The sequence below is a fragment of the Clostridium sp. MT-14 genome (genome assembly GCF_042436595.1).
Lineage (GTDB): Bacteria > Bacillota > Clostridia > Clostridiales > Clostridiaceae > Clostridium_B > Clostridium_B aromativorans.
In genome coordinates this window covers 1-24177 of the sequence record NZ_JBHMIY010000009.1, presented here as the reverse complement: position 1 = coordinate 24177, position 24177 = coordinate 1, and the positions used below count along the sequence as shown (strand labels likewise).

General features: G+C 32.0%; 22 protein-coding genes and 4 tRNA genes. All 26 read left to right on the top strand.

Features of this window, described 5'->3' with window-relative positions:
* Positions 1-52 precede the first annotated feature (52 nt).
* Positions 53-1078 carry a peptidylprolyl isomerase gene (locus ACFHWD_RS08480; protein WP_179978178.1) on the top strand — a complete coding sequence of 342 codons (1026 nt, stop codon included), beginning with the start codon at positions 53-55 and terminating at the stop codon, positions 1076-1078.
* Positions 1079-1242: 164 nt separating this feature from the next.
* Entirely contained in the window at positions 1243-1791 is a 549-nt protein-coding gene (gene spoVT, locus ACFHWD_RS08475) for a stage V sporulation protein T (protein ID WP_150357785.1), read from the top strand.
* A 194-nt stretch (positions 1792-1985) separates the two neighbouring features.
* On the top strand, positions 1986-3518 hold the full coding sequence (locus tag ACFHWD_RS08470; RefSeq protein WP_179978177.1) for a polysaccharide biosynthesis protein: 1533 nt from the start codon (positions 1986-1988) through the stop codon (positions 3516-3518).
* A 12-nt stretch (positions 3519-3530) separates the two neighbouring features.
* A complete protein-coding gene (gene mazG, locus ACFHWD_RS08465; protein WP_150357789.1) occupies positions 3531-4976 on the top strand; it encodes a nucleoside triphosphate pyrophosphohydrolase in 1446 nt (481 codons plus the stop codon).
* 264 nt (positions 4977-5240) lie between these two features.
* Positions 5241-5516 (top strand): HU family DNA-binding protein, encoded by a 276-nt coding sequence (locus ACFHWD_RS08460; protein WP_150357791.1) that lies wholly within the window; start codon positions 5241-5243, stop codon positions 5514-5516.
* Positions 5517-5576: 60 nt separating this feature from the next.
* Positions 5577-5837: an RNA-binding S4 domain-containing protein gene (locus tag ACFHWD_RS08455; protein WP_150357793.1), complete on the top strand. Its 261-nt coding sequence runs from the start codon at positions 5577-5579 to the stop codon at positions 5835-5837.
* A 57-nt stretch (positions 5838-5894) separates the two neighbouring features.
* Entirely contained in the window at positions 5895-6185 is a 291-nt protein-coding gene (yabP, locus tag ACFHWD_RS08450) for a sporulation protein YabP (protein ID WP_150357795.1), read from the top strand.
* 11 nt (positions 6186-6196) lie between these two features.
* Entirely contained in the window at positions 6197-6607 is a 411-nt protein-coding gene (gene yabQ, locus ACFHWD_RS08445; protein WP_150357797.1) for a spore cortex biosynthesis protein YabQ, read from the top strand.
* 134 nt (positions 6608-6741) lie between these two features.
* Positions 6742-7014, top strand: a complete 273-nt coding sequence (locus ACFHWD_RS08440) for a septum formation initiator family protein (protein WP_378061404.1) — start codon at positions 6742-6744, stop codon at positions 7012-7014.
* 179 nt (positions 7015-7193) lie between these two features.
* A complete protein-coding gene (locus tag ACFHWD_RS08435; RefSeq protein WP_150357801.1) occupies positions 7194-7604 on the top strand; it encodes a S1 domain-containing RNA-binding protein in 411 nt (136 codons plus the stop codon).
* A 129-nt stretch (positions 7605-7733) separates the two neighbouring features.
* Positions 7734-7822 (top strand) — tRNA-Leu (locus ACFHWD_RS08430).
* Positions 7823-7831: 9 nt separating this feature from the next.
* Positions 7832-7907 (top strand) — tRNA-Met (locus tag ACFHWD_RS08425).
* Between the two features lie 14 nt (positions 7908-7921).
* A tRNA-Met gene (locus tag ACFHWD_RS08420) sits at positions 7922-7998 on the top strand.
* Between the two features lie 340 nt (positions 7999-8338).
* Positions 8339-10726, top strand: coding sequence for a stage II sporulation protein E (spoIIE, locus tag ACFHWD_RS08415; protein ID WP_179978353.1), 2388 nt, complete (start codon positions 8339-8341; stop codon positions 10724-10726).
* 179 nt (positions 10727-10905) lie between these two features.
* Positions 10906-12294, top strand: coding sequence for a tRNA lysidine(34) synthetase TilS (gene tilS / locus ACFHWD_RS08410; protein ID WP_179978175.1), 1389 nt, complete (start codon positions 10906-10908; stop codon positions 12292-12294).
* A gap of 3 nt (positions 12295-12297) precedes the next feature.
* The gene (gene hpt, locus ACFHWD_RS08405) at positions 12298-12843 is read left to right on the top strand and encodes a hypoxanthine phosphoribosyltransferase (RefSeq protein WP_150357803.1); all 546 of its coding nucleotides are present in this window, start codon (positions 12298-12300) and stop codon (positions 12841-12843) included.
* Positions 12844-12925: 82 nt separating this feature from the next.
* Entirely contained in the window at positions 12926-14728 is a 1803-nt protein-coding gene (gene ftsH, locus ACFHWD_RS08400; RefSeq protein WP_150357804.1) for an ATP-dependent zinc metalloprotease FtsH, read from the top strand.
* A gap of 161 nt (positions 14729-14889) precedes the next feature.
* Positions 14890-15273: a thioesterase family protein gene (locus ACFHWD_RS08395; protein ID WP_150357813.1), complete on the top strand. Its 384-nt coding sequence runs from the start codon at positions 14890-14892 to the stop codon at positions 15271-15273.
* 168 nt (positions 15274-15441) lie between these two features.
* Positions 15442-16230: a type III pantothenate kinase gene (locus tag ACFHWD_RS08390; RefSeq protein WP_150357805.1), complete on the top strand. Its 789-nt coding sequence runs from the start codon at positions 15442-15444 to the stop codon at positions 16228-16230.
* Positions 16230-17192: a tRNA dihydrouridine synthase DusB gene (dusB, locus tag ACFHWD_RS08385; protein WP_150357806.1), complete on the top strand. Its 963-nt coding sequence runs from the start codon at positions 16230-16232 to the stop codon at positions 17190-17192. Before ACFHWD_RS08390 ends, dusB begins: the two co-directional genes overlap by 1 nt.
* Before the next feature lie 58 nt (positions 17193-17250).
* Positions 17251-18075 (top strand): hypothetical protein, encoded by an 825-nt coding sequence (locus tag ACFHWD_RS08380; protein ID WP_150357807.1) that lies wholly within the window; start codon positions 17251-17253, stop codon positions 18073-18075.
* Between the two features lie 172 nt (positions 18076-18247).
* Positions 18248-18727 (top strand): transcription elongation factor GreA, encoded by a 480-nt coding sequence (gene greA, locus ACFHWD_RS08375; protein WP_150357808.1) that lies wholly within the window; start codon positions 18248-18250, stop codon positions 18725-18727.
* Positions 18728-18743: 16 nt separating this feature from the next.
* Positions 18744-20255: a lysine--tRNA ligase gene (lysS, locus tag ACFHWD_RS08370; RefSeq protein WP_179978173.1), complete on the top strand. Its 1512-nt coding sequence runs from the start codon at positions 18744-18746 to the stop codon at positions 20253-20255.
* Between the two features lie 193 nt (positions 20256-20448).
* A tRNA-Asn gene (locus ACFHWD_RS08365) sits at positions 20449-20523 on the top strand.
* Between the two features lie 334 nt (positions 20524-20857).
* Entirely contained in the window at positions 20858-22249 is a 1392-nt protein-coding gene (locus ACFHWD_RS08360; protein WP_150357810.1) for a glycine--tRNA ligase, read from the top strand.
* A gap of 415 nt (positions 22250-22664) precedes the next feature.
* Complete coding sequence (gene murD / locus ACFHWD_RS08355) at positions 22665-24041, top strand: UDP-N-acetylmuramoyl-L-alanine--D-glutamate ligase (protein ID WP_150357811.1); 1377 nt, start codon at positions 22665-22667, stop codon at positions 24039-24041.
* The last annotated feature ends 136 nt before the right edge of the window (positions 24042-24177 follow it).

Sequence of the window (24177 nt, the reverse complement as noted above, 5' to 3'; positions counted from 1 at the left end):
TTTATGTTAAAATAAATCTGTATTTTAACATAGAAAGAGTGGGGGAATAATTGTGAAAAATATAAAAAGGTTAGCAACCGCTATGTGTATAATGACGTTCATGTTCTCAATTGCCGGTTGTAATATGATAGAAAAAACGCCAGAAGCTATAGCTAATAGTACTGTAGCGGTAGTTAATGGAGAAAAAATCACCAGAGGCGATTTAGACAAAAATCCATATACCATGCAACTGTTAAGTCAGGCTAAACAGCAATATGGAGAGGATTATGAGAAAAATGAAGAAGCTGTAAATACTATAAAAAGCCAAAAAGAGCAAATACTTGAGGATATGATTACAAATAAAATAATTGAACAGAAGGCTAAAGAGTTAAAACTTTTGCCAGATGAAAAAAAGCTTAAGACAGATATGAACAATCAAATTGCCCAAATAAAAAAGCAGCAGTTTGGAAATAGTACTGAGCAATTTGATGCGGCACTAAAAGCTCAGGGATTTACTGAAGATTCATTTAAAAGCATGTATTTATCTCAGCTTAGAGAACAGCAAATGCAACAAAAAGTAAGTGATAGCATTACAAAAAATATAAAGATAACAGATAAACAAATAGAGGATTATTATAAGGCAAATCAGGATAAATATACGGAACTGCCCAATAAAATGCACCTGGCACATATCCTTGTAAAGACTAAAGCTGAAGCTGAAAAGGTAAAGACAAGGCTGGATAAGGGGGAAGATTTCTCAAAGGTTGCGAAAGAAGTTTCCCAGGATACAGCAACAAAAAATAAGGGTGGAGATTTAGGCACTATAAAATATGATGATTCCCAGTATGACGCTCAGTTTATGGCAGGGGCAAAGGCGTTAAAAGGAGGAGAAATATCGGATCCGGTACAGAGTAGTTTCGGATATCATATAATAAAGTGTATAGATAAAGTCAAATATCCTGTTAAGCCTCTCAGTAAGGTTAAAGATGAGATAAAAAAACAACTGGAAAGTGATCAAAAAAGCAAACTGGTTTCCCAGAAATTACAGCAGTGGAAAAATGCTGCAAGTATAACCAAAAAGGAAAAAAATATTATGTAAATATATATTTTACATATAAGTACCATATAGGGAATTATGATGATTTATGTCATAGTTCTCTTTAATTTTATAATTTAAATAACAATTGTGTATAAAATTTCATATTTAGAAAAATAATATTAATACAAGTTATATATTATTATTTTTGAGGAGGAATTCTAAACATGAAAGCAACAGGAATTGTTAGACGTATAGACGACCTAGGTAGAGTTGTCATACCGAAGGAAATAAGAAGAACACTTAGAATAAGAGAGGGGGATCCTTTAGAGATATTTACGGACAGAGAAGGAGGCGTTATATTAAAAAAGTATTCGCCTATTGGTGAGCTCAGTGATTTTTCCAAGGGATATACTGAATCACTACAGCAGACTGTAGGTCATATAATTATGATATGTGATAAAGATAGTGTTGTATCCATAAGTGGAGCTCCTAAAAAGGAATATGTGGATAAAAAAATAAGTTCAGAATTGGAAAAATTAATAGATGATAGAAAGACAGTTTCAGCTTCTGAAGGAAAAGGAATTATACCCATATATGATGATGAAGATATTCAGGGAAAATATTCTGCTCAAGTTATATGCCCTATAATATCTGGTGGAGATGCTATTGGAGCTGTAATAATAGCATCCAAAGAGGAAGCTAAATTTGGCAATGTGGAAACTAAGCTGGCTGAAACAGCATCTTCATTTCTTGGAAAGCAAATGGAACAATAGGAAAAAATGGCGGCATTAGCTGCCATTTTTTTATGGGCAAACTTCATCTCAGTGTAACAGTCATTTAATCTATTAAAGAAGTATTGACTGTGATATAAAAAATATTCACTTAAAGTAATAATACTTTCAAATTTTAAATAATTATAAACATGGAAATAAATTATTTGCAACTATAGCAATTTGGAGGTATTTTTATGAAAAAACAGTCACTTATAAAAGGTACGATTATATTAGGAGCAGCAGGTATAATATCCAAATTTCTAGGATTATTTTTTAGATGGCCACTTCAAATGCTAGTGGGAGATGAAGGGGTGGGATATTATCAGATGTCTTTCCCCCTTTATATGTTTTTTGTTGCAGCTGCATCGGGTATACCTGTGGCTGTATCTAAAATGGTATCGGAAAAAAATGCACTTGGGGATTATAAAGGTATTATTCAAGTATTGAGAAAGTCTTTACTTTTAATGTTCATTTTAGGAACAGGTTTTACGGCAGTGCTTCTTATATTCTCAAATCCAATTATACATTTTCTAAAATGGGATAGAAAGTCCTACTATTCACTGGTAGCTATAGCCTTTGCACCTATGTTCATATCTATAATGAGTGCATTTAGAGGCTTTTTTCAGGGACTTCAAAATATGAACTATACCGCTGTATCTCAGATTATAGAGCAGATAGGAAGAGTGGTAGTTGGAGTTGGACTTGCATACTTGCTTTTACCTAAAGGCATAGAATATTCTGCAGGTGGAGCGGCTTTGGGGGCAGCTGCAGGTGGATTATTTGGGGGAATATATTTAATAATAAAATATATTCCTATAAGAAAAGAAATAAATGTTAAAGTGGCAGATAACAAAGATATACTGAGCAGACTGTTGTATATAGCAATTCCAGTATCTTTAGGGGCTGCCGTCAGTAGTATAATGAGTCTTATAGATTCGGCACTGGTGCCTCAGAAGTTATTAGAAGCAGGTTTTACATATAAAGATGCAGCAATATTATATGGACAACTTACGGGAAAAGCATTTATATTGATAAACATACCTCTTACTATATCAGCTGCATTATGTGCCTCCTTAATGCCTATAATTGCAGAATCACACATATTAAATAGAAAATTAGATGTGATTAACAAGGTGGATTTATCCTTTAGACTTTCTATGGTGATTGCTCTTCCTTCTATGCTTGGATTGTATACTTTGGCTTATCCGATTTTAGATTTGATATTTCCAGGTCAATCTGCCGGTTCTAGTATACTTCAGTATTCTGCACTATCAATACCATTTATAATATTGGTGCAGACATCTACCGCTATATTACAAGGGGTAGGATATTATATTAGGCCTGTACTCAATCTATCTTTAGGATGTATTGTAAAAGTAATTTTGACTTCATTTTTAGTAGCAATTCCCCATGTAAATATTTATGGAGCCATTTGTGGAAGCATAGCAGGCTATGTTCTGACTTGTATTTTAAATATAATATTTCTTGTTAGAAAATTAAAAATAGATGTAAATTATTTTGAAATCGTAGTTAAACCCGCCTTTGCTTCTATTTTTATGATAATAGCTGTTGTAATTATCTATATGTGCGTCTATAATTATACAGTAAGCAGTAGAATAGCATGTTTTCTGGCTATAATTTCAGGATTGATCATCTATATTCCGCTTATAGTTATATTTAAAATATTTAGGTATAACTATATAAAAAGTAAATTTTTAAAAAGATAAGGAGGTTTACAAATGATTAAGGTAGTAGGCCTAGGTCCAGGCTCAGTAGAATCTCTTACCTTGGGTGCCGTAAATATACTTAAAAATTCAGATGAAGTCTATTTGAGAACAGAAAAACATCCCACTGTAAATTATTTAAAAAAATTAGGCATAAGTTTTCATACCTATGACTATATGTACAAAGACAAAGATAAATTTGAAGATGTATATAAATCTATTGCAGAGGATTTGGTACAAAAAGATGAAAAGTTCAAACAGATAGCCTATGGAGTTCCAGGTCATCCTCTAGTAGCGGAAAAGTCAGTTCAATTATTGATAGAACTATGCAGAAAAAGATCTTTGGATATAGATATAGTACCGTCAGTCAGTTTTATAGATACTATTATAGAGAGACTGAATATAGATGCTGGCGACGGGTTGAAAATAATTGATGCTTTTAACATAAAAAATCAGATGCTGGACAAAAGAACTGGTATCATAATAACCCAAGTGTACGATAAATTAATTGCATCCCAGGTTAAATTGGCCTTGATGGAGTACTATGGAGATGATATTGAAATATATTTTATAAAGTCTGCAGGAATTAAAAACAGTGAGATTATAAGGAAAATAAAATTATATGAGTTAGATAGGCAAAGCGATATAGATTATTTAACAACAGTTTATATACCTAAAAATTTAGAAATTACATATGATTTAAAGGATTTATTGGATATAATGAAGAAATTAAGAAGTGATACAGGATGCCCTTGGGATAAAGGGCAAAATCACGACAGCTTAAAAAAATATCTTATAGAAGAAAGTTATGAGGTGATGGAAGCTGTAAATGAAAAAGACGATGCAAATCTTGTAGAAGAACTTGGTGATGTATTATTTCAGATAATATTTCACTGTCAAATAGGAGAAGAGGAGGGATTTTTTAATATAAGGGATGTAATTAATGGCATATGCCATAAGATGATAAATAGGCATCCTCATGTATTTGGAAGTGAGAATATAGACAATACAGAGCAGGTACTTACGAATTGGAATATTATAAAAAAGGAAGAACAGGGCTTAAAAACATATACAGATGAGCTTATACATGTAGCTAAAACTTTGCCGGGTCTTATGAGAGCAGTAAAGGTTCAGAAAAAAGCTGCAGATGTGGGATTTGATTGGGACAAAGTTGAAAGTGCACTGGATAAAGTTTTAGAGGAATATTATGAAGTAAAAAATGTATATAAAAGTGAAGAAAAGGTAAAAATAGTAGAAGAAATAGGGGATTTAATATTTGCATGTGTAAATGTAGCAAGATTCCTTGACATCGACCCTGAATTTGCATTAAATTATACTATAGAGAAATTTATAAAACGTTTTGCATATATAGAGAAAAGTGCTATGGCTCATGGTTTAGATATGATGGATATGACATTAGAGGAAATGGATAAACTTTGGGAGGAATCTAAAAATAAATAAATCTGAGTTTTATATGCAAAAAAAAGAAGGAGTTTATAAATTAGTGCAGAATATGGCTATATATATTATAATTAAATATAGTAAGTGATAAATAATTTAATTACGTATGCAATATACATAAGTTAAAGGTTAGTTGTTTTTGTACGAATACATGAATGTTTATTACTTTCTATAGTTCCTAATTGAATTTAATTGGGAGTAATTTGTAAAGATATTTGCATGATTTTGCACATATGTCTATGAAAATAAGAGGAGGTAAAAAAGGTGAATAAATCAGAATTAATTGCTAGTATAGCAGAAAAGTCAAAGTTAACGAAGAAAGATGCAGAGGCAGCTTTAAAGGGATTTATAGAAAGTGTAGAGGAAACACTTGAAAAAAAGGAAAAAGTTCAATTAGTTGGATTTGGAACATTTGAAGTGAGAAAAAGAGCTGCTAGAATGGGAAGGAATCCTAGAACTAAAGAGGAGATAAACATACCAGAGTCAACAGTTCCTGTATTTAAAGCGGGTAAAGAATTTAAAGATAAAGTAAATAAATAATATATTTTCAGAAAACCTGGATGAAAATCTGGGTTTTCTGCTTTAAAAAGGAGAATTTGCATGAGGTTAGATAAATATCTTAAAGTATCTAGAATAATAAAGAGAAGAACCGTTGCAAAAGAAGCCTGTGAAAGTGGAAGGGTTATAGTAAACGGTAAAGTGGCAAAACCTAGCACTGAGATCAAAGAGGGAGACGTAATAGAAATCATATATGCAAACAATAGTCTTAAAGCAAAAATTTTAAATGTTAAAAATTATGTTAAAAAGGAAGATGTTCAAAATATGTATAAAATAATTGCGGAGACAAAAGATGTGAAATAGAAAGTAATATAAATTATTCCAGCCACATATATTTATTATAGGTGGAGGGGATGTTTTATGGAGAAAAAAGAAATAAAGCTTGAAGACAAAAAGAGCCTACTAAGTCTTGAAAATAGGAAAAAGTTAATACTAACAGGTATTATTGAAGTTATAAGTTTTAATGAGGATCAAATATCGTTAAATACCAATCTTGGAATTCTTGATATTAAGGGTAAAGATTTAAAGATGAATAAATTAGATGTCCAAAATGGTGATGTTAGTATAATAGGCACTATAAATTCCTGTGTTTATATAAATAATGAGCCTAAGAAGAAAAAGCATAATTTATTGTCTAAAATGTTTAAGTAGTTAGGATTATTATGATTATATCAATAGGTGATCAGGTCAGAATTATATTGTTTAGTATTATGGCAGGAATAATAACTGGGGTGCTGTTTGATTTTTACAGGTTAATAAGGGGATTAAGTGGCTTAAATAAAATAATAATGTTTATAGAAGACACTCTATTTTGGTTGTTTACAGCTGTAATTGTATTTGTATTTTTGATGTATACTAATTATGCTTATTTAAGAATGTATGTATACATTTTATTGGCAGTGGGTATATATTTGTATTTAAAAATTTTTAGCCGCATATTTATAGGCTTTTATGAAAAATTGTTTAGAATATTGGGAAGGGTATTCAGGGTAATTTTAAATACTCTAGTATATTTTTTTCAGTACGTTATTTATATAATTAAGAAAAAAAATAAAAGAAATTATAAGAATTAACTTGAAGAAAATTAAAAATCAAATTACAATATAAATATAATGTTATTTGTGATAATTGAAGATAAGATTATGTTCTCATAGGCATCTAATATAGTTTAGATAAAAGTTTTAATTAAAGAAACTGGTGATTATTGTTGAAGATAAAGGTTAAATGGAAGAATATATTCTTTTTACTGTTAGTTTTATACATAGGCTATATATTCGTAAGCCAGCAGATTACTATGCAGAATATAAAAAAGCAAATAGTCGAGAGAAAAACTGAAGAACAAAAGCTGAAGGTAAAAAACCAAAAATTACAGGATGAAATTAAAATGTCTGCATCTGACATATATATAGAAAAATTAGCCAGAGAGAAGTTGGGTCTTATTAAACAAGGTGAAACTCCTGTAATAGATAATAATAAATGAATTATATTATAAAAAACTATAGCAGAATTTTTAAATTATATCTGCAGGATGATGGAGGATAAATAATTGTGGAAGCAGGAAAAATTTTTGGGCAAGATCCAAGAAGTCCTACTCTATTAAAACTAGAAGAGTAAAATATTAGTATATAAGTATTATTTTTAAGGAGGAGTCTTTTTAATATGACCTTGAAGGCAGGAAGCATACTAGAAGGTACGGTAGTCAATATTACTAGTTTTGGAGCCTTTGTAGAAGTTGAGGGTAAAACTGGGTTAGTCCATATATCTGAGGTATCAGATACTTATGTTAAAAATATAAGGGACTATTTAAAGGAAAAGGATAAGGTAAAAGTTAAGGTGATTTCTATCGATGATAATGGCAAGATAAGTTTATCTATGAAGCAAGTAGATCAAGATAAGAAGAGTTTGAGACCATTAGAGATAGACTGGCAAAAGGAAAATAACAAGCAAAATCAAGGCAGTTTTGAAGACAGGTTATCTAAGTTTTTAAAAGATAGTGAAGAGAGATTTCAAGACATAAAAAAACATCAGGATTCTAAAGGAAAAGGTTATAAAAAATCGTCTAATTATTGATTATAAATTTAAAGAGGTCTGCAGATGACCTCTTTTGTTTTAAAATAAAAGTTTTATAAAATTGTTGACAATATTCTATTTATCATATATAATAACTTATGTCGTCAAGTTGAGAAACTGTTAAATATTGCTGGAGTGGCGGAACAGGCAGACGCACAGGACTTAAAATCCTGCGGGCTTTAAAACCCGTACCGGTTCGATTCCGGTCTTCAGCACCAGAATAATGACGCGGGGTGGAGCAGCTGGTAGCTCGTCGGGCTCATAACCCGAAGGTCGGAGGTTCAAATCCTTTCCCCGCAACCAATTGTATATAATATGGCGGAATAGCTCAGATGGCGAGAGCATTCGGTTCATACCCGAAGTGTCATAGGTTCAATTCCTATTTCCGCTACCAATAGTAAGGACTTGTTAAATTTAACAAGTCCTTTTATGTTTAAATAATAAACATTTATACACAAAGTTCTACATTGGATTTTGTGGATTTTATAATATAAGTAGAATTATAAACATTGTAGATAAATATTGATGATTACATGTGGATAAAAAAATTTTCCAGTACATATATTAAAATTCAATGGTATTTTTTAAGCCTAATTGTCTAAAAGGAAAATTATAGAAAAAACATAGAAATTAATGTCCTAAAAAAAATATGAATACACCTCACCTTCTGACATTTATTTCCATAAGATATTGCTATAATAAAGAAAGTGATTTTATAGGGTGGGGTGATATTGATGCAATACGGAGCAGAAGTTTTTCCTTATCAACGAACAAAAAAAATAAGTAGTGAGAGGAAAAAGAGTAAATTTAAAAATCTAGATCTTATTATTAAACTGGCATTTTACTTTTTAGCAGGTTTCTTAGTGGGAAGAGTTATGATGGTAAATCTTATGGCACCTTTTGGAATAGCATTTTTCATATCAATAGCGGCGTGTGAAAAGCAGATACCTTCACTAGCAGCAGCTCTTGGCACGCTTCTCGGATATATATCTATATATGGAAATGTAAAGTATTTACCAGTATACTGTACAATAACTGTCACATTAGCTTTGTTGAATTATATTTTAAAAAGTATAGATAAAAATAAGAAGCTTGTTTGGTTGTTTTCAACTACATTTTTAGAATTCTTTTTTTATAAACTTATTGTAGTTAAATTAACTGCTGGAGTAGCTGCATTTAATTCCGTTTTTGAAATTCTATGTATCTTCTCATTATATTATATTATTAGCTATTCTATAATATGCTTTAAAAAATCAAAAACGCGGCATTTATATAACAGTGAAGAGATAATTAGCATGGCTATAACTATATCTTTAATTATAGCGGGAACTTGGGGAAGCAGTATAGGCGGAATATCCATTAGGAATATAATAGCCTTGAGTTTTATTCTCATATTAGGTTATGTAAAAGGAAGTACTTCAGGTGCAGCAGCAGGGGTGGCAATGGGAACTATTATAGGAGTTACCTCTAATGATGTGATAATTTACACTGCAGTTTATGGGTTATGTGGGCTTGTATCAGGTGTATTTAGAGAAACAGGTAAATGGTTTAGTGGTTCAGCTTATATTGTAGCCTTTGCTATATTGAAGATGTATTCTAATATAGGTGCCGAATTTAAAATTATAGAGGTAATTATAAGCTGCATTATATTCCTTGCCATACCTAAAGGAATATATAAAAAGGTGGAATTGGAGTTGGATTGCCGGAAAAAGCAGGAATATTTAAAAGAAAATTATGCAGGCAAAATCAAATCTATTTTCACAAAAAAATTGGACAACTTCTCTGGTGTGCTTGTTAATATGTCATCTGTTCTAGCTGAACTGGCTGAAAATGATAAACTGGCTATGAAAAATAAGAGCAGTGCTCTTGTGGAAAATTTAGCAGATAGGGTTTGCACGAGCTGTGATATGAAGTCCATGTGCTGGAGAAGAGAAACTTTTTATACCTATAATGCATTTGTGGAATTAATACAAAATTATCAGGAAAATAAAAAACATATTCCAGAGGAAATTCAAAGGAAATGTATTAAGCGAACCCTTCTAATGAAAAATACTGAGGAAATCATAAACAATTATATTGTGGATGAGATGTGGAGAATAAGACTGGGAGAATGCAGGGAACTTCTAGCGTCTCAGATAGAAAACATGGGCAGAACAGTGGCAGAAATAGCGGAAGATTTTGATTCTGATATAAAATTTAATCCTGAAATTGAAAATGATATCCGAAGAATTTTAAATAAGGAAAATATACGTTATAAAGATGTATTTTGTTTTAATGATAGAAAAAATCATCTAATTGTGAATTTATCTATGGAAGCTTGTGGAGGGAAACAAAAGTGCATGAAGGATGTGCTGCCACTTATAAATAGTGTTTCAGGCAAATTAATGTGTGTAAATGATAAGGGGTGCAATATAAATTATTCTATGGGTACCTGCAGTATAACTTTTGAGGAAATGCCTAAATATCATGTAGCAACTTATGTCAGTGGAAATTGCAAAGATGGTGAAAAATATAATGGAGATAGTTATAGCTTTGGCAAATTGCCAGACGGGACATATATGACAATAATAAGTGATGGCATGGGTTCGGGGCCTCAGGCAGGTCAAGAGAGCACTGCTACAGTTGAACTTATAGAAAAGTTTACTAATTCAGGGTTTAAAAAAATGACTGCCATTAATACAGTGAATTCTATCATGGGTATTAAATTTAATGAGGATGAAAAATTTTCCACTTTGGATTTAAGTAGTGTGAATTTATATGAAGGGGAGATAAATTTTATAAAGATGGGGGCAGCAGCTAGCTTTATAAAAAGGGGAGATGACATAATAGTTATAAAATCCAAAACTCTTCCTATAGGGGTATTGGATAAACCGGATATAGATATAACCGACAAAAGAATAATTAATGGAGATTTTGTAGTAATGGTAAGTGATGGAGTACTGGATTATGACAGTGAAACTACGGGGAATTTTCAGTGGATGGTGGAATTTTTAAAAAAGTTGGATTGCACAGATCCAAAAGAAATGTGTCAGAAAATAATTGACAGAGCTAAAGAATTGTCTGGCGGAAAAATAAAGGATGATATGACAGTGATAGTTGAAAAAATATATAGTCTTTATTAATGGGATATGATGATGATAGAATTGAGAATTTTTTATATTATAAGAGTTGGGCTGTTGATGATTTATAGGATCAACAGCCTAAATAGGTAGTATACTATTTGACCACAAAAAATAATATATTTATGGTATAATGTAATAACATATTATGATAAAGATTTTTGATTTGGGAAGTGCTTGTTTTGATAGAATCTGTATTGAATACTATAAAAAAAAATAAGATGTTTAATAGCAATGATAAAGTAATAGTGGCTGTGTCGGGAGGGCCAGATTCTATATGCCTGTTACATATATTATATATTTTACGTAAGAAATTAAATATTACACTGGTTGCAGCCCATGTAAATCATTGTCTGAGGGGTATTGAGGCTGATGAGGATGAATTATATGTAAAAAGATTTTGTAAAAACCTAGAAATTGAATTTAAAAGCTTAAAGATAGATATAGATAGTATAGCTAAAAAGAGGAATATTTCCTGTGAAAGTGCAGGAAGAGAAGAAAGATATAAGTTTTTTAAAAGACTTAAAATTGAGCTGGGAGCTCAAAAGATAGCTATAGCACATAATGCTAATGATCAGGCAGAAACGATCTTAATGAGAATTATAAGGGGAGCTGGATTAAATGGACTTATTGGGATAAGACCGATAAGAGATGACATCTTTGTAAGACCACTAATACATAATACCAGAACTGAAATTGAAAAATATTGCAGTGATAATAACCTTCAACCCAGAGTTGATAAGACTAATTTTGAAACGGTATATTCCAGAAACAAAATAAGATTAGAGCTTATACCATATATACAGAAAAATTTTAATAAGGATATAATTGAAGTATTAAATAGATTTTCGGAGACAATAAAAGTAGATAATGACTATTTAGAATATATTTCAAGGGAAAAATTTAAAAAATATTGTGATATAAAGCCAGAAAAGGTTATAATATTTAAGGAGGCATTTTTAGAGAAAAAAGCCATATTAACTAGAATAGTTAGGTTTTCATTAAAAAGTATAGCTAAAAGTTTGATAGACTTTGAAAAAGTTCATATACTTGGCATAATAGATATTCAAAAACATTCCACAGGTAAAGAGCTGATGCTTCCGCATAATATTTTAGCAGTGAATGACTATGGTAATATAATAATAAGAAAAAATACAATGAAAACTAATAAATTCTGCTCGGAACAATATAAATTGAAAATTGGGTGCAATTACATTCCGAATATTAATTCAAGAATCTATTTGAAACTAACTGACATGGGAGGATATGTGAGCTATAATCAAAATAGGTTTATTCAATATTTTGATTATGATAAGATACAGGGAGATATAGTGTTGAGGAATAGAAAAAAGGGGGATAGGATAATACCACTTGGAATGACAGGGAAAAAGAAACTAAAAGATCTTTTTATAGATTTAAAGGTACCCAAAGACACAAGGGATAACGTCCAATTAATATGTTTTGGCGACAAAATTGGATGGGTAGTTGGATATAGAATAAGTGAACTTTTTAAAGTTGATAAAAATAGTAAAACCATTTTAACTATAGGATTTGAAAGCGGGGAACTATAAATCATGAGTACTATAAGTGATGATATTAGAGAAGTATTGCTTGATGAGAACACGATAAAAGGAAAAGTTAGGGAAATAGGAAAAAAAGTAAGTAGAGATTATGAGGGCAAAGATCTATTGCTGGTGGGTATATTAAAAGGATCAGTCCCATTTATGGCAGATTTGCTGAGACAGATAACTATTCCATGTAGTATGGATTTTATGGCGGTTTCCAGTTATGGAAACTCTACGAAAAGTTCAGGTGTTGTAAGAATTTTAAAAGATTTGGATTATGAAATAGAAGGTAAGTATGTGTTGATAGTGGAGGATATTATAGATTCAGGTACAACTTTGGCATATTTAGTTGATTATTTAAAAGGCAGGAAAGCTAAAAGCATAGAAATAGCTTCTCTCTTAAATAAGGCTGAAAGAAGAAAAGTCAATGTTAAAGTTAAATATATAGGATTTGAAGTCCCCGATTACTTCTTAGTAGGATACGGATTGGATTATGCAGAAAAATATAGGAATTTTCCATATATTGGTATATTAAAGGAGGAAGTTTATAAATAATTAGCATTAAAATTTATTGTAAAGAGATATTACTTATGATACAATTTTACAGTATTAAACTGGAAAGAGAGGGGGGCCTTTAATGAAAAAATTTTCAAGTGCAACGGCCTGGGTTATAGTTTTTATATTAGTAATTCTTGCTGCATTACTATTATTGAGAACCGATAATAATTCAGTATCTATTACTTTCAATGATTTTCAAAAGGATTGGTTAAATAACGATATAAAAAGTTTTCAACTTAGAGAAGATAAAATGACAGTTCAAGGAAGTTTAAAAGATGGAACACCTTATGAAACTGTAGTTCCATCTGAAAGACTGTTTCAATTTATAGGAGAACATCCTAAAGATGGTGAAGTTCAAGAAATGTACGTCAAGCCAGCTACAATGCCCATGTGGGTTCAGTATTTACCTACAGTTCTGGTAATACTTATGCTTGTGGCATTTTGGTTCATGTTTATTCAGCAGTCGCAAGGCGGTGGAGGGAACCGGAATGTTATGAATTTTGGTAAGAGTAGAGCTAAGATGGCGGCTCCGGATAAGAAAAAAGTGACTTTCGCAGATGTTGCGGGGGCAGATGAAGAAAAAGAAGAACTAGCGGAAATAGTGGATTTCCTAAAGCAGCCTAAGAGATATATAGAGATGGGAGCTAGGATACCTAAGGGAGTTTTACTCGTAGGGCCTCCAGGAACGGGTAAAACACTTTTGGCAAAGGCAATATCCGGTGAGGCAGGGGTACCATTTTTTAGCATATCGGGTTCTGATTTTGTAGAGATGTTTGTTGGTGTAGGTGCTTCTAGGGTAAGAGATTTATTTGAGCAGGCAAAGAAAAATTCACCTTGTATAGTGTTTATAGATGAGATAGATGCAGTTGGACGGCAAAGAGGAGCTGGACTTGGTGGAGGTCACGATGAAAGGGAGCAGACTCTAAATCAACTATTGGTTGAGATGGATGGATTTGGCGCTAATGAAGGAATAATAATGATAGCGGCTACAAATAGACCTGATATACTGGATCCTGCCTTGTTAAGACCTGGAAGATTTGATAGACAGATATTGGTGGGTGCTCCAGATGTCAAGGGAAGAGAGGAAATATTAAAAGTTCATTCCAGGAATAAGCATTTATCCGATGAGGTGAAATTGGATGTTTTGGCAAAGAGGACTCCAGGGTTTACTGGTGCTGATTTAGAAAACCTGATGAATGAATCTGCTCTTTTGGCAGTTAGAAAAAATAAAACTTTAATTGGAATGGATGAATTGGAAGAAGCAGTAACTAGAGTTATAGCAGGCCCTGAGAAGAAAAGTAAGGTTATTGATGAAGAAGATAGAAGACTTACTGCATACCATGAGGCAGGTCATGCAGTGGTTATGAAGCTTTTACCTAATTCAGATCCGGTTCATCAGATAAGCATAATACCAAGAGGAATGGCTGGCGGATATACCATGCACCTACCTGAAAAAGACAGCTCCTATATGTCAAAAGCAAAGTTGGAAGATGAAATTGTAGGGCTTCTAGGAGGAAGAGTGGCAGAAAAGTTAGTTATCGGTGATATTAGTACTGGAGCTAAAAATGATATTGAGAGAGCTACGACTATAGCTAGAAAGATGGTAATGGATTATGGAATGAGTGATCTTGGACCTATTGCCTTTGGCTCGGGGCATGATGAGGTGTTTTTAGGAAGGGATTTGGGAAAAGGTAAGAATTATAGTGAAGAAGTAGCTTTTGAAATAGATAAGGAAATAAGGAAATTGATAGATGAAGGCTATAATAAAGCTGAGAAACTTCTTTCACAGAATATGAACAGATTGAGGGCTGTTGCTGAGAAACTGCTTGAAAAAGAAAAACTTGAGGCAGATGAATTTGAAGAGGTTTTTGCTCAAGCTTAATTTAATACGATATATAAAAAATCCTATGTTACATAGGATTTTTTATATTGTAAACTAAGAATGGTTTTGTAAGTAATATATTTTAAAACTTAACTGACAGTGATATAATAAATCTATGTGTTTTATAAAGTGTAAATTTTATGCGGAGTGAGATGATTATAGTGGAATTTAATTTAAAAGAGGGTATTACCTCTACTGCGGAGATACAAATAACTAAGAATGATACAGCAAAAAAAATGGGTTCTGGTGATTTGGATGTATTTGCTACGCCTGCAATGATAGCGCTTATTGAAAATACATGTAAAAACTGTGTGGATCTTCACCTTCCTTCAGGCTACACTACGGTGGGAATAGAGGTAAACGTAAAACATATTAAGCCATCACCAGTAAATGTAAAAGTTAGATGTGAAGCAATTCTTGAAAAGATTGACAGGAAGAAGTTATTTTTTAAAGTTGAAGCCTGGGACAATAAGGGCAAAATTGGAGAGGGATCCCATGTTAGATATATAGTAAATAGTGAGGAATTCATGAAAAAAATACAATAGGGAAATGAACGCGATTTATCTTGACAAATAGAATTTTATTGATACAATTAAATTATAATTTTGACAGAGCTTGACATAATTCTAGAGCAGCTTTAAAGTTGCTCTAGAATTATGTATATTATGAATAAAATGATTTACTAATTTTATTTAGAAAGATGGTGTTGTTTAGTGATTTTAGTTTTGGATGTGGGTAATACCAATATTGTATTGGGGGTATATGACGATAATGAGCTTATTTCAGTATGGAGATTATCCACAGATGATAAAAGGACAGCAGATGAATATGGAGTTCAAGTAATGGAACTATTCCTACAAAATAAATTGAATTTATCGGATATAAAAGGAGCTATTATATCTTCTGTAGTACCTAATATCATGTATTCATTGGAACATATGGTAATAAAGTATTTTAAAGTTATTCCCATTATAGTTGGGCCTGGAGTAAAGACTGGAATAAATGTCAGATATGACAATCCGAGAGAAGTGGGAGCAGACAGAATAGTGAATGCTGTAGCTGCTCATGAAATATACAAGAGATCTATAATTATTATAGATTTTGGAACAGCTACTACATTTTGTGCAGTTACTGCTAAAGGGGATTATCTAGGAGGAACTATATGCCCTGGAATAAAGATATCTTCAGATGCTCTATTTGAAAAGGCTGCTAAACTTCCTAGAGTAGAAATTATTAAACCCGCTGGGGTTATATGTAAAAATACTGTCTCTAGTATACAAGCTGGCCTAGTATATGGATATATTGGACAGGTAGATTACATAGTTAAGAGAATGAAAAAGGAAATGATGGATTTAGGCGAGGATGAACCCTTTGTGATAGCAACTGGAGGTCTTGCCAAGCTTATAAAGGAAGGAACTAAGTCCATAGATATAATTGATTCCATATTGACATTAACAGGACTTAGAATAATTTATGACAAAAATAAGGAGCCGATATCTTAATGAAAATAGGGAAAGCGGAATTTTGTAATAATGTATTTTTAGCTCCCATGGCGGGTGTTACAGATAGGGCATTTAGGGAAATATGTAGGGAGATGCAGTGTGGATTTGCCTATACGGAGATGATAAGCTCTAAAGCTTTGTTTTATGGAAATAAAAAAACTCAGGATATGTTTCTGACCTCTTCTAAAGAAAAATCTGTAGGAGTGCAGATATTTGGGAGTGATCCCCTTGTGATGGCTAAGTCCTGTGATTTTTTTAACGATAATGAAAAGATTGTTCTTGTAGATATAAATATGGGGTGTCCGGCCCATAAAATAGTAAAAAACGGAGAGGGATCTGCCCTGATGAAAAACCCTATTCTTGCATCACAAATAGTAAAAGAAGTGAAAAGGGCTTCTTTAAAGCCTGTTACTGTGAAAATGAGAATTGGGTTTGATGATCGCAATATAAATGTAATAGATTTTGCGAAATGTATGGAACAATCTGGGGCAGATGCTATAGCTGTTCATGGCAGAACTAGTGCTCAAATGTATATTGGCAAAGCTAATTGGGATATAATAGGGGAAGTAAAGAAAGCAGTTAAAATTCCAGTTATAGGCAATGGAGACATATTTACAGCAGAGGATGCAGATAGAATTTTAAATAAAACGCAGTGTGATGGAATAATGATTGGGAGAGGAGCTATGGGGAATCCTTGGATATTTAATCAAATACTGCAGTATGTGAATAATTGTCCTGTAGAATATCCTACACCTAGGGAAAGGGTGGATGTGTGTATAAGACATTATAAAAAGTCAATTTATTACAGCGGTGAAAATAGAGCGGTTAAGGAAATGAGAAAGCATATAGCATGGTATATAAAAGGTTTGAAAAATAGTAAGGAAATAAAAGATAAAATAAACTATGAAAAGCACAGTGAAGGTGTATTTGAAATTTTAGATAAATATAGAGATCTATTGTAATTTTTGATTTAAAGGGAGAATAGAATAATATTGTAACTAATTTAAAAGGATAACAAGCTTGAAATCTATTTTGTATGCTAGATCTGACAGAAACATATTTTATGATGACAATAGTTTTTGGGGAAGGATGAAAGATAGATTTAAAATAAGAGTGGAGGAAAAACTTTTTATAAAAGAATTTGGAGTCAAAATTGGAATTGTAAGATTTCCATTGAATATTAATATTAATTCCTATAAAAATAATATTCTGAGAGCTCAAAAGGTGTCAAAAATAAAAGATATGCAGTTGGCGCCTAAAATTTATAGATATTTTGATTATAATTTGTACAATAAATTCCAAAGGGAATTGATGGCCTTTAGTATTGTAACAAGTTCGAAAATCATACTTAGAAATAGAAAAAAAAGTATAAGACGCAGTTGTATGGTTGTTTATGATGCTTCAGAGCCTATTTTATTTGACACTATATGCTTTTTAGCTAAAGAAGCTAAGTTTATAGTTCTGCTTTCTAAGAATATTATGAGGGCAAATGGGATCAGACAGTATGTTACGGCAAATTATGGTGTAACACCTATAGTCACGTCGGATATGAATTTTTCTTTTAAAAGTGCAGATTTTATTATAACTTCTAGGGGAATTGATATAAATAGCAAGGCATATATATGGTATCTGGATAATAGCTATATACCTTATTATAAAAATAATATTATAGTTAATGATATTAGATATAAGATTCCCTGGAGTTTTAAGTATGAAAACATATCCTTTGAGCTTTTGGGATCTATACTTTGTCAATTAGGCGAAAGAAATGTAGAGAGATCTTTGCACTCCAATGGTGTGTTTTTAAATAAAATAAAATTTAATAAAGATGAATTGATTTTATAGAAACGGGGAGAACTATAAACTAATGAAATGAAATTTTTATTACGTTGACAATATAGTAGTGCTGTTTTATAATTACTTAAATGATAATGGAGAAGGGCAATTAATAGTAATAAAATTCAAGATATTATGGGATATGATAGAATTTTATATAATTATAAAAGGGGAGAGCAGAATGAGCACGTCAAAAAAATATGTAATGACTTATGAGGGAATAAGAAAACTTGAACAGGAATTGGAGAATTTAAAAACAGTTAAGAGGAAAGAAATTACGGAAAAGATTAAAACAGCTCTTTCGTTCGGGGATTTGAGTGAAAATTCAGAATATGATAGTGCTAAAAATGAACAAGCATTTGTAGAGGGAAGAATAGTTCAACTTGAAAATATGCTAAAAAATGCTACTATAGTAGATGAGGATGAAATACCACCGGATGTAGTCAGCGTGGGTTCCATTGTAAAGGTGAAAGATTATGATTTTAATGAAGAGGTTGAATATTTAATTGTAGGATCTGCAGAAGCTGATCCTGTTAATAATAAAATATCAAATGAATCACCTGTAGGTAAAGGACTAGTGGGGAAAAAAGCGGGGGATATAATTGAAATACAAGTTCCTGATGGTGTTAGTAAATATAAAATACTGAGTATAAGAAGATAATTGGAGGGTAATATTCATGACTAAAGAGGAGAAGAGTATACACATGCTGGAAGAAAATTCTAATGAATTGATAAAGGAAAGATTGCAAAAATTAGAGCTTTTGAAAGAAGAAGGAAAGGATCCTTTTGAAGTTTATAAAGTAAATAGGACTCATACTTCTAAAGAAGTAAGGGATAACTATGAAACTCTAGAGGGAAAAGATGTAACTGTTGCGGGAAGATTGATATCAAAAAGAGTACACGGTAAAGCCGGGTTTTCAGATTTATATGACAGGTATGGAAAGATTCAACTGTATATAAAAATAAATGATGTGGGTGAAGATAAGCTCAAGGAATATAAATCCTATGATATAGGTGATATTTTATCCGTAACAGGCAGAGTATTCAAAACTAAAACTGGTGAGATAACGATTCATATTATAGATTTTCAGCTGGTATCTAAATCTTTAAAACCTCTTCCAGAAAAATGGCACGGGCTCAAGGATCCGGATTTAAAGTATAGACAAAGGTATGTGGATTTGATAATAAATCAAGAAGTGAGAGATACTTTTTTGAAGAGAACTGCCATAATAAAATCAATGAGAGAATTCCTAGATAACAAGGACTATATAGAAGTGGAGACACCAATACTTTCTTCAATAGCTGGTGGAGCTGCAGCAAAGCCTTTTACGACCCATCATAATGCACTTGATATAGATATGTATTTAAGAATTGCTACAGAACTATATCTTAAAAGACTTATAGTTGGCGGTTTCGAAAAAGTATATGAAATTGGTAAATGCTTTAGAAATGAAGGTATGGATATAAGGCACAATCCGGAATATACATCGATTGAATTATATGAAGCCTTTGCCGATTACAATGATATGATGGAACTGACTGAAAATATGATAGCCTATGTATGTGAAAAAGTACTGGGAAGTACTAAGGTAATATATCAAAATACAGAAATAGATTTTAAACCACCATGGAATAGAATTACCATGGTGGATGCGGTTAAAAAGTTTACAGGAATAGATTTCGATGAAATAAAAACCGATGAAGAGGCCAGAAAGATTGCCAGTGATAAAGATATTGAGCTTAAGAAAGCCCTGGGAGATTGTACAAGGGGAGATATATTAGATGCGGTGTTTGAAGAATTTTGTGAAGAGAAATTTATTCAGCCTACTTTTGTAATGGATTATCCGGTGGAAATATCTCCGCTGACCAAGAAAAAGAGAGGAAATGATAAGTTCACAGAGCGATTTGAGGGCTTTGTGTTTGGAAGGGAAATATGTAACGCTTATTCGGAATTAAATGATCCTATAGTTCAGAGAGAAAGATTTCTGCAGCAATTAAAGGAAAGAGAATTAGGTGATGATGAAGCGTATATGATGGATGAAGATTTTATAAATGCACTTGAAATAGGTATGCCGCCGACTGGAGGGTTGGGGGTAGGGATAGATAGACTTATAATGTTTTTGACGGATTCCTATTCTATAAGAGATGTTATACTTTTCCCTACAATGAAACCCAATCAGCAACAGTAAGTTTCATAACATCATTAAAATTATTATTTTATTACTGAAATTAAATATGTGTGACATAGTTTAAAATCTAGGGGTTTTTTATTAATTTAGGAACCCTTGGATTTTTTATAATAAGCCTTAAATTTATTATCTTTTGAATATAAAATATATTGCAATTTTTAAATTGCATGATATAATTATACATGTAAGTCGTTCCGTGGTAGCTCAATGGTTGAGCATTCGGCTGTTAACCGAAGGGTTGGAGGTTCGAGCCCTCTCCACGGAGCCATTTTATTCTACAATTTTAATGAATTAATATTTACATTTGCATATTATGGGGTATAATAAAGTTTATATAAACAATTTAATAAGCAGCTATGATAGAGAAAAATAGCACTATAAATTTCTAAAGAGAAGTTGTGGGTGGTGTAAACAACGAAATTTTTTGCTAGAGGAGCTTTTGAGCTGGATATGTGAAAGATGAGCCTACGCTAAATAGGGTGGAACCGCGGAGTTAATTCGTCCCTTTACGTCAAGCTCTTTTTTTATACCTAAAATCATAATTTGTGTTTAAAAATAATTAATTATAAAAACTGAATAATTTATGGGAAGGAGAAATATAAATGAATTTTGAAAAGACTATGGATAAAATAGTGGCTTTAGCTAAAAATAGGGGATTTGTATATCCTGGTTCAGATATATACGGAGGACTTGCAAACACTTGGGATTATGGACCCGTTGGAGTAGAACTCAAAAATAATGTAAAAAAAGCTTGGTGGAAGAAATTTGTCCATGAAAATGAGCACAATGTGGGAATAGACTGTGCAATACTTATGAACAGCGAGGTTTGGGTGGCTTCAGGCCATGTGGGAAATTTTACTGATCCACTTATGGATTGTAAAGAATGTAAAGCCAGATTTAGAGCAGATAAACTAGTAGAGGAACACATGACTTCAAAGGGAATAGAAAAGGCCAGCGCGGATGGATGGAGCAATGAAAAATTAAAAAAATATATAGATGAAAATAATATTGTATGCCCAAGCTGTGGGAAAAAAAATTTCACTGATATAAGACAGTTTAATCTTATGTTTAAAACATTTCAGGGAGTTACAGAAGATTCAAAGTCAGAGATATATTTAAGGCCTGAAACGGCTCAAGGTATATTTGTAAATTTTAAAAATGTCCAGAGAACGAGCAGGAGAAAAATCCCCTTTGGAATAGCTCAAATAGGTAAGGCTTTTAGAAATGAAATAACCCCTGGAAATTTCACTTTTAGAACTAGAGAGTTTGAGCAAATGGAGCTGGAATTTTTCTGTAAACCGGGAAGTGATTTAAAGTGGCATAGCTATTGGAAAGATTATTGCTGGAAATTTTTATTGAACCTTGGTATGAAAGAAGAAAATATAAGATTTAGAGATCATGGTAAAGAAGAGCTTTCTCACTACAGTAATGCAACTTCCGATATAGAATATTTATTTCCCTTTGGTTGGGGAGAACTTTGGGGAATAGCAGATAGAACGAACTACGATTTGACCCAACATCAAAATCACTCGGGGAGAGAAATGACTTATATGGATCCTATGACTAAGGAAAAATATATACCTTATTGTATAGAACCTTCTGTAGGAGCAGATAGAGCAGTGCTTGCATTTTTAGTTGATGCCTATGATGAAGAAGAACTAGAAGGGGGAGATGTAAGGACAGTATTGCATTTCCATCCTGCAATAGCACCGTTTAAAGCAGCAGTTCTTTGTCTTAGCAAGAAGCTGTCGGAAAAATCTCTAGAAGTTTATAACATGTTAAAGGGAGATTTTAATATAGATTATGACGATGCAGGAAGTATAGGTAAGAGATATAGAAGGGAAGATGAGATTGGGACTCCTTATTGTATAACAATAGACTTTGATACTATGAAAGATGATACTGTTACTATAAGAGATAGAGATACCATGAAACAGATTAGGGTTAAAATAGAGAACTTAAAGGGATTTATTGAAAATAAAATACAATTTTAGTAGTATGCCGTGCTAATCTTGATTTAAAGACATGTGATTAGTGCGGTAAATTCAAATAAAAAATTTACCGAATAACTTTAGTTATTCGGTAAATTAGGGTTTAATCATGGGGATATGTTATATGTTTAATTAAAACTTGGGGAATTATATTAATGTTTCCTTACGGCACAATCTTAGTATAGCATAGTAATAGAATAACTTTCAATAGCCAACAATAAAGTTGTTAAATTAAATATTTTCTCATAATTTTGACTATAATCGACATATTTTATTTTGACAATATCTATATGGTATGATAACAATGCTTCGTATTAAATTTCATTCAAAATTTACGGTATATTATTTTATAATATGTTGTGTTATTATATAATCGAAATATAAATTATTGTAATGGATTTGGTATGGAGGTAATTTTATGAAGAAAAACTTTGAAGAGTTTAAGGAGTTTATAAAAGGTAAGAGAACAGCGGTAGTTGGCATAGGCATAAGTAACAGGCCTCTAATTAATTTTTTATTGAACTTAGGTGCTAAAGTTACTGCTTTTGATAAAAAAAATGAAAATCAATTAGGAAAAATAGCAAAAGAATTTAGGGAAAAGAATATAAATCTTATATTAGGAGAAGATTACCTTCATAATTTAAACAATTTTCAGGTGATATTCAAAACACCTTCTATGAGAATAGATAATCCGTATCTTGTAAGAGCCAGGCAGAAAGGAGCCTATATAACTTCTGAGATGGAGGAATTTATTAAGTACTGTCCTGCTAAGATATATGGAGTAACTGGAAGTGATGGCAAAACTACTACTACTACTATTATGTATAATATTTTAAAAGAGCACGGATATAAGACATGGGTGGGAGGAAATATAGGCACTCCACTATTTTCTAAAATAGGTGAAATGAGAAGTGAAGATAAAGTTGTATTGGAGCTGTCAAGTTTTCAATTAATGACTATGAATGTATCACCTGAAGTTGCAATTATAACAAATATTAGCCCCAATCATTTGGATATCCATAAAGATATGAATGAGTATATAAATGCTAAGAAGAATATATTTAGATATCAAGATAAAAGTAATTTGCTTGTGCTAAATAGGGATAATGACATAGTAAATTCCATGGTGGCGGAAGCTCCGGGAAGTGTAAGGCAGTTCAGCAGTAAAAGGGTGTTAAATAGAGGAGGATATGTAAAAAATAATAGTTTATATATAGATGAGAATGAAGTTTGCAAAGTAAAGGAAGTTAAAATTAGGGGAATGCATAATGTTGAAAATTTTTTAGCAGCTTTTTGTGCAGTGAAAGATGATGCGGATATTGGCGATATGAGGGAAGTAGCCATTAATTTTTCTGGCGTGGAACACAGATGTGAATTTGTAAGAATTGTGGATGGAGTAAGATATTATAATGATTCCATTGCTTCAAGCCCTACTAGAACTTTGGCCGGGCTCAAGGCTTTTGAGAAACCCGTCATATTGATAGCAGGTGGATATGATAAAAAAATACCCTTTGATGTTTTGGCAGAAGAAGGATATAAAAAGATAAAAGCTCTAATACTAATGGGTGCTACAAAAGGTAAGATAAAAGAAGCGTTTGATAAATTGAAAAATGAAAAGGGAATTCATGTACCAATAGTTGTAGTTAATTCTTTATTTGATGCAGTTAATAAAGCCAGAGAGCTGGCAGAGAATGGAGATATTATTACTCTTTCACCAGCTTGCGCTAGCTTCGACATGTTTCCAAATTTTGAAGTTAGAGGAAACAGCTTTAAGGAGATAGTGTGTAAACTTTAATTTTATCAGTCGATAGTATGTTCCAATATAATTGATCATCTTGCACTTATAAAATAAACAGCACCTAGTGTATCAGTATATGAATGGTATAGAAAAAGCTATTATACAGCAGGAAATATAAGATAAATTGGTTTTA